The organism is Aliibacillus thermotolerans, assembly GCF_027853235.1.
Classification (GTDB): Bacteria; Bacillota; Bacilli; order Bacillales; family Marinococcaceae; genus Aliibacillus; species Aliibacillus thermotolerans.
In genome coordinates this window covers 1-669 of record NZ_WKJG01000008.1, presented here as the reverse complement: position 1 = coordinate 669, position 669 = coordinate 1, and the positions used below count along the sequence as shown (strand labels likewise).

The 669-nt window shown below is 40.8% G+C and carries 1 pseudogene; it reads left to right on the top strand.

Annotated elements, in window-relative coordinates:
* Positions 1-2: 2 nt before the first annotated feature.
* Positions 3-669: pseudogene (locus GJS40_RS00795) on the top strand (IS256 family transposase); the annotation flags it as partial.

Sequence of the window (669 nt, the reverse complement as noted above, 5' to 3'; positions counted from 1 at the left end):
GCATTTATCTGGATGCCACTCATATTCCGATTCGACGTCAAACGGTTGAAAAAGAAGCTGTCTACATCGCTATTGGTATTACGGAAGAAGGAAACAAAGAAGTTTTAGACTTTACCATTGCACCAACAGAGTCTTCGCACGTATGGGAAGAACTCATCCACTCCCTACATGAAAGAGGAGTAGAAAACGTCCTCCTTTTCATTTCCGATGGGTTGCCAGGGATGACGGATAGCATTCATCGTGTCTATCCAAAGGCGAAGCATCAAGTGTGTTGTGTACATGTCGCTCGAAACATTTCCAGTAAAGTACGTGTAAAAGATCGTGCAGCCATTCTCGATGATTTTAAAGCGTTTACCAAGCGAAAAACCGTGAAGAAGCTATAGAAGCCTTAGAACAGATGCAAAGCAAGTGGGAAAAGCCTTATCCACGTGTCATTGAATCAGTGATGAACAATGAACGGATTCTAACATTTTATGATTTTCCAGCTTCCATACGTCGCAGTATCTACTCGACAAACTTAATTGAAGCTTTTAACAAAGAAATCAAACGATATGTCAAACGCAAAGAACAATTTCCAAATGAAGAATCCCTAGAACGTTTTCTTGTGACACGGTTTTTAGACTATAATCACAAGTTTGGCATGCGTTGTCATCGTGGCTTTGAAAAGGC